We start from the raw sequence: 5,722 nt of genomic DNA, 5'->3' as shown, positions 1-5,722 counted from the left end.
CTCACCCGTTACGCCGTTGAGTGCGGTGAGGTCGAAGATCCCTTTGATGTCGGCCTGCTTGGTGGTTCCTGCGGCGACGCCGTCGGCCAGGAGCTTTTCGTAGGTTCCGGCCAGCGGGTCCACGGTGAACACGATGTTCTTCAGGGAGCGGTCGATCACGTCCGCCTTCAGCTCGGCGCCGGCCGCTTCCTTCAGCGCCGCGTTGATGACGCTGGCCTTTTCAGCGTCGGCAGCCTTGTTCAGCCACTCGACCGACTTCACATGGCCTTTGAGGAGGGCTTTGACGGTGTCCGGGTGTTCGGCGGCGAACTTCTGGTTCACGATCAGGATGGTGGTGGGGAACTCGCCGGGCTTGCCGGACAGCGAGCCGTCCCACAGGTCCTTTTCGTCCACCAGGACCTTGGCGCCGGCGGTCAGCACAAGACGCGAGGCCCAGGGCTCAGGCAGCCACGCGCCGTCGAGCTTTCCGTCCTGGAACAGTTTCAGGGTCTGGGCGTTTTCGGTGGGGTTGATGGCCACGTCGCCGCTGCCGTCCACATTGGTCTTGTAGCCCTGGGATGCCAGCCACGCGCGGAGCGCAACGTCCTGGGTGCCGCCCAGCTGGGGGGAGGCGAGGGTCTTGCCCGCCAGGTCTGCGGGCGAGTTGATCTCGGGCTTGACCACAAGCTGGGCGCCACCAGCCGCGGCGCCGGCAATGATGTGCACCGATTCGCCGGCGCTCTTGACGTAGGAGTTGATGGCCGGGTTCGGGCCGATGTAGGTTGCGTCGATGGCACCGGCATTCAGTGCCTCGATGGCGGCCGGGCCGGCGTTGAACACCTGCGTGCTGAGCTTCGTTTCGCCAAGTTCTCCGGCAATGTAGCCCTGGCTGACGCCCACCAGGGCCGGGGCGTGGGTGACGTTGCCGAAGTAGCCCAGCTTCAGCTCGGCGGCGGGGTTGCCGGCCGGCGCGCTCTGCTCCGCTGCCGCGGTGCTGTTGTTGCTGTTCACCGCGGAGGCGACGGCGGCACCGCCGCCGATGAGGGCCAGGATGCCGGCGGCGATGCCGATCTTCAGGCCGAGGGGACGCTTGGGTGCCGACTGGCCGGCAACAATGCGGGTGGAGCTTTCCTGGTTCTGCGGACTCTTGTCCTGGGGAGTAGTCATCGGGAAATTCCTTTGCTGGGGCGGATGCTGAGTTGAGATTACGGAGCGGCCGGCAGCGCCACAATCATTCGTGTAGCAGGGGTTCACGGGGCGACGCGAACGCTCAACGCGGCGTAGCGGCGCGTCAAGAAACGTCGCGGAGCGTCTTTTTTCGGTCTGTTGGCTGATGGGTGGGCGTCGCCTCGAGGTTGAGATGCCGCTGATGCCGTTCCGACCCCGCTGCGGGATGCGCCGCCACGGTATTGCCCATAGTCTGGCCAAGTGGATACCAGCACCGTGAACTCCGGCGAACAGGTTGACAGGCAGTCCCGCATTCTCGAAGCGGCACTGGCCCTGCTGTCACGCCACGGCATCTCAGGCGTCAATATGCGCGCGGTGGCCCGGGAAGCGGGCGTCGCCCTCGGGCTGGTGAACTACTACTACGAAGACAAGTCGAGCCTGATCCGCGCGGCCCTGCACCGGATCGACCAGCATGACCTGATGCTGGTCACGCCCGACCCCGACTCGCCGCCGGACGAGCAGCTGAAGAAGGCCCTCCAGCGCGTCGCGGGCCCGGAGTTGCTGACCACACAATATCTGTCCCTGCGGCTCCATTTATGGGCGCTGGCACAGGCCCATGAAGACTTCGCAGCCATCAACGCGGCAGCGTTTGAGCGCTACCTCCAGGGGCTCGCGACGTTGATCGGCAATGCCAGGCCCGGGCTTTCCAATGACGAATGCAGGGAGCGGGCCGCAGACATCGTCGTGGTGCAAAACGGGATGTGGCTCACCGCGCTCCTTGGCGTTGACAAGGATTCCATCCGCCGGAGCATCGCCCGGACCGAAGAAATCGCCTTCGCCGCTTAGCGGCCCGCTTTACCCCCTTTCGCGGATCGAAGCCGTCCGCACTTCCATCGCTGCGCCCTGCCGCTGCGGTTCCGCGTTCATGACAGCCGCCCGTCATATTCGATGTCCAGGCGCGGCCTTTCGCCTTCATTTCACCCCGCGATGTTTCATCGGCGTTAAATCTTGAACGTTTGTCCAGTCGGACTATTGAACACTTGTTCAATGTGGATTACTGTGCATGAGTATGACCTACACCACAGCTCATGGATTTCCGGCACCGCGTTGATTCAGCGCTGATTCATCAGCGGTCCGCATCCACCACTTCAGGGATTTCCAACGCTTTTCCGGGGCATCGCCGTGTATTGCCGGCTTCCGGAAGAAGGACCACCAGCCCTCAGCGGCTGGCCTGCACCAGGTAGAAAGAGAGTTTCCAGCATGACAAAAACCCACTACGACTATGTCATCGTCGGCGGCGGAAGCGCGGGTTCCGTGCTCGCCAACCGCTTGAGCGAAGGGGGCAACAGCAGCGTCCTGGTTCTTGAGGCCGGACGCAGCGACTACCCCTGGGACCTGTTCATCCAGATGCCTGCCGCGCTGACCTTTCCCAGCGGCAACCCGCTGTATGACTGGCGCTACGAATCCGACCCGGAACCCTTCATGGGCGGCCGCCGCGTAGCACACGCCCGCGGCAAGGTCCTGGGCGGCTCCAGCTCCATCAACGGCATGATCTTCCAGCGCGGCAATCCCCTCGACTACGAGCGCTGGGGCGCCGACGCCGGCATGGATACCTGGGATTTCGCGCACTGCCTGCCCTACTTCAACAAAATGGAAAACGCCCTGGCAGCGGACCCGGATGACGAACTGCGCGGCCACGACGGTCCGCTGGTCCTGGAACGCGGACCGGCCACCAACCCGCTCTTCCAGGCGTTCTTCAAAGCCGCCCAGGAAGCCGGCTACCCCCTGACCGACGACGTCAACGGCTACCGCCAGGAAGGCTTTGCGGCCTTCGACCGCAACGTCCACAAGGGCCAGCGCCTCTCCGCCTCCCGGGCCCACATCCGCCCCAATACACGCCGTCCGAACCTCACCGTCCTGACCCGGGCGATGGTCACCAAAGTCAACTTCAAGGGCACGGTGGCCACCGGCGTCACCTACCGCCGCAACGGCCAGACCCACGTGGTCAACGCCGGCGAGGTCATCCTGTCCGGCGGCGCCATCAACACCCCGCAGCTGCTGCAGCTCTCCGGCGTGGGCGAAGCTGGGCACCTGAACTCCCTGGGCATCAACCCCGTGGTCAACCTTCCCGGCGTCGGCGAGAACCTGCAGGACCACCTGGAGGTCTACATCCAGCACGCCTGCACCCAGCCGGTGTCCATGCAGCCGGCCCTGGACGTCTGGCGCATGCCGTGGATCGGCATGCAGTGGCTCTTCGGCCGCAAGGGCCCGGCCGCTACTAACCACTTCGAAGGCGGCGGCTTCGTCCGCTCCAACGAGGACGTCGCGTACCCGAACCTGATGTTCCACTTCCTCCCGGTTGCCGTCCGCTACGACGGCCAGAAGGCGGATGCCAAGCACGGCTACCAGGTGCACATCGGGCCCATGTACTCCGACGCCCGTGGCACCCTCAAGATCAAGTCCACCGACCCCACGGTGCATCCATCCATGGTGTTCAACTACCTCTCCACGGACCAGGACCGCCGTGAATGGGTCGAGGCCGTCCACGTGGCCCGCGACATCCTGGGCCAGTCCGCCATGGGGCCCTTCAACGGCGGCGAGCTCTCACCCGGCCGTTCCGTGCAGACCGACGCCGAGATCCTGGACTGGGTGGCCCGCGACGCGGAAACCGCCCTGCACCCCTCCTGCACGGCCAAGATGGGGCCGGAGTCCGATCCGATGGCAGTGGTGAACCCGCTCGACATGTCCGTCCACGGAACACAGGGCCTCCGGGTTGTGGACGCCTCGGCCATGCCGTACGTGACCAACGGCAACATCTACGCCCCCGTCATGATGCTCGCCGAGAAGGCAGCCGACCTGATCGCCGGGAAGGCCCCGCTGGCGCCGCAGCATGCCGAGTTCTACCGGCACGGCATCAGCCCGCTGGAGCGTAACGGCGCAAGCACTGGGGCTGCCCCTGCGGCAAAGGCATAGGCATGATTGATGGACTCGAAAAGGAGAAACGATGACCGCCACCGCTGAGCAGGTCCGCGACGCCGGACAAGCGCAGGACGCCATCAAGGGCTTGTACATTGACGGTGCCTGGCACCAGGCGTCCGACGGCGGGACAACCGTTGTGCGCTGCCCGGCGGACGGGCAGGAAGTGGCGGTAGTCGCCTCATCCACCGTAGAGGACGCGGAGCGGGCAATCGCCAGTGCCCGGGCAGCGTTCGACGGCGGTGCGTGGCGCCGGCTGACCGACATTGAACGCGGCGAGGTCCTGCTTCGCGTCGCCGCGCTGCTCGAGCGGGACAAGGCAGCGTACGCCCGGGCCGAAGCACTGGACACAGGCAAGCGCCTCGTGGAGGCTGAATACGACATTGACGACATTGCCTCCTGCTTCCGTTACTACGGCAAGATAGCGGGCCTCGATGCCGGCCGGGTCATCGATACGGGGCGGCCGAACGCCATCAGCCGCGTGGTCTACGAACCGCTCGGCGTCTGTGCCCTCATCGCGCCCTGGAACTACCCGCTCCTGCAGGCGGCCTGGAAAGTGGCGCCGGCACTCGTTGCGGGAAATTCCTTCGTCCTCAAGCCCAGCGAGCTCACACCGTCCACGTCCGTCCTGCTCATGGAGACCCTGGCAGAGGCCGGTGTTCCGGCCGGTGTCGCGAACCTGGTCACGGGATCCGGGTCGCGGGTGGGCCCGCTCCTCAGCTCCGACCCGCGCGTGGACCTCGTCTCCCTGACCGGGAGCCTGGCCACGGGCCAGACCATCATGGCGGCGGCCGCGGAGACCGTGAAGCGGGTCGCCTTCGAGCTCGGCGGGAAGAACCCCAATGTCGTCTTCGCTGACGCCGACTGGGACGCCGCCGTCGACAATGCCCTGACCGCCGTGTTCCTGCACTCCGGCCAGGTTTGCTCGGCAGGGGCGCGCCTCGTGGTCGAGGAGACCATTGCGGAGCGCTTCGTGGCCGAGGTGGTGGAACGCGCCCAGAAGATCCGGATGGGCGGACCTTTCGACCCCAACGCGGAAACGGGTCCGCTGATTTCGGCCAGGCACCGCGACCAGGTCCACGCTTACGTCCAGGCCGGCATCGCGGAGGGCGCGGAGCTTTTGTGCGGCGGCTACATTCCCGACGACGGGCCCCTTGCGGACGGTTTCTTCTACCCGCCCACGGTGCTTGGCAACTGCCGCTCCGGCATGAGTGTGCTGCGGGAAGAGTCATTCGGCCCGGTGCTGACCATCGAGACGTTCCGGACCGAGGAGGAGGCCGTTGCCATCGCCAACGACACCGAGTACGGCCTGGCGGGTGCGGTGTGGACGTCCGACGCGTCGAAAGCACAGCGCGTTGCGGGAGCCCTGCGGCACGGAACAGTATGGATCAATGATTACCACCCGTACGTCCCGCAGGCGGAGTGGGGCGGTTTTGGGAAGTCCGGCATCGGCCGTGAACTTGGCAGCGCCGGCCTCAACGAATACCGCGAGGCAAAACATATCTGGCAGAACATCCAGCCCGCGCCCAGCGGCTGGTTTGGCTCACCTGCCGATGACGCCGGGGTGGGGGCCGCCGGCTAGCACCAGCATTTGGGGGAC

At 65.9% G+C, this 5,722-nt stretch carries 4 protein-coding genes; 3 read left to right on the top strand and 1 reads right to left on the bottom strand.

Annotated features, from left to right (window positions below):
- Positions 1 to 1,146: ABC transporter substrate-binding protein (locus tag P2Q66_RS17340; RefSeq protein WP_275730145.1), on the bottom strand; the 1,146-nt coding region annotated here is incomplete at its 3' end.
- A gap of 261 nt (positions 1,147 to 1,407) precedes the next feature.
- On the opposite strand from P2Q66_RS17340, the gene P2Q66_RS17335 reads away from it, so the two are divergent.
- The 3 genes from P2Q66_RS17335 to P2Q66_RS17325 all read left to right on the top strand — a co-directional run bounded on the left by P2Q66_RS17335 (position 1,408) and on the right by P2Q66_RS17325 (position 5,704).
- Positions 1,408 to 1,992 carry a TetR/AcrR family transcriptional regulator gene (locus P2Q66_RS17335; RefSeq protein ID WP_079596944.1) on the top strand — a complete coding sequence of 195 codons (585 nt, stop codon included), beginning with the start codon at positions 1,408 to 1,410 and terminating at the stop codon, positions 1,990 to 1,992.
- A gap of 414 nt (positions 1,993 to 2,406) precedes the next feature.
- The gene (betA, locus tag P2Q66_RS17330) at positions 2,407 to 4,119 is read left to right on the top strand and encodes a choline dehydrogenase (RefSeq protein ID WP_275730143.1); all 1,713 of its coding nucleotides are present in this window, start codon (positions 2,407 to 2,409) and stop codon (positions 4,117 to 4,119) included.
- A 31-nt stretch (positions 4,120 to 4,150) separates the two neighbouring features.
- Positions 4,151 to 5,704, top strand: coding sequence for an aldehyde dehydrogenase family protein (locus P2Q66_RS17325; RefSeq protein ID WP_220272986.1), 1,554 nt, complete (start codon positions 4,151 to 4,153; stop codon positions 5,702 to 5,704).
- The last annotated feature ends 18 nt before the right edge of the window (positions 5,705 to 5,722 follow it).

Source organism: Arthrobacter sp. Cr_A7 (genome assembly GCF_029222765.1).
GTDB lineage: Bacteria > Actinomycetota > Actinomycetes > Actinomycetales > Micrococcaceae > Arthrobacter.
Note: the sequence above shows the minus strand (reverse complement) of the source record. Positions and strands in the feature narration are given on the sequence as shown.

Excerpts from the sequence above, each read along its gene's own strand:
- betA (WP_275730143.1), top strand. The coding sequence starts at position 2,407 with ATGACAAAAACCCACTACGACTATGTCATCGTCGGCGGCGGAAGCGCG.
- P2Q66_RS17325 (WP_220272986.1), top strand. The coding sequence starts at position 4,151 with ATGACCGCCACCGCTGAGCAGGTCCGCGACGCCGGACAAGCGCAGGAC.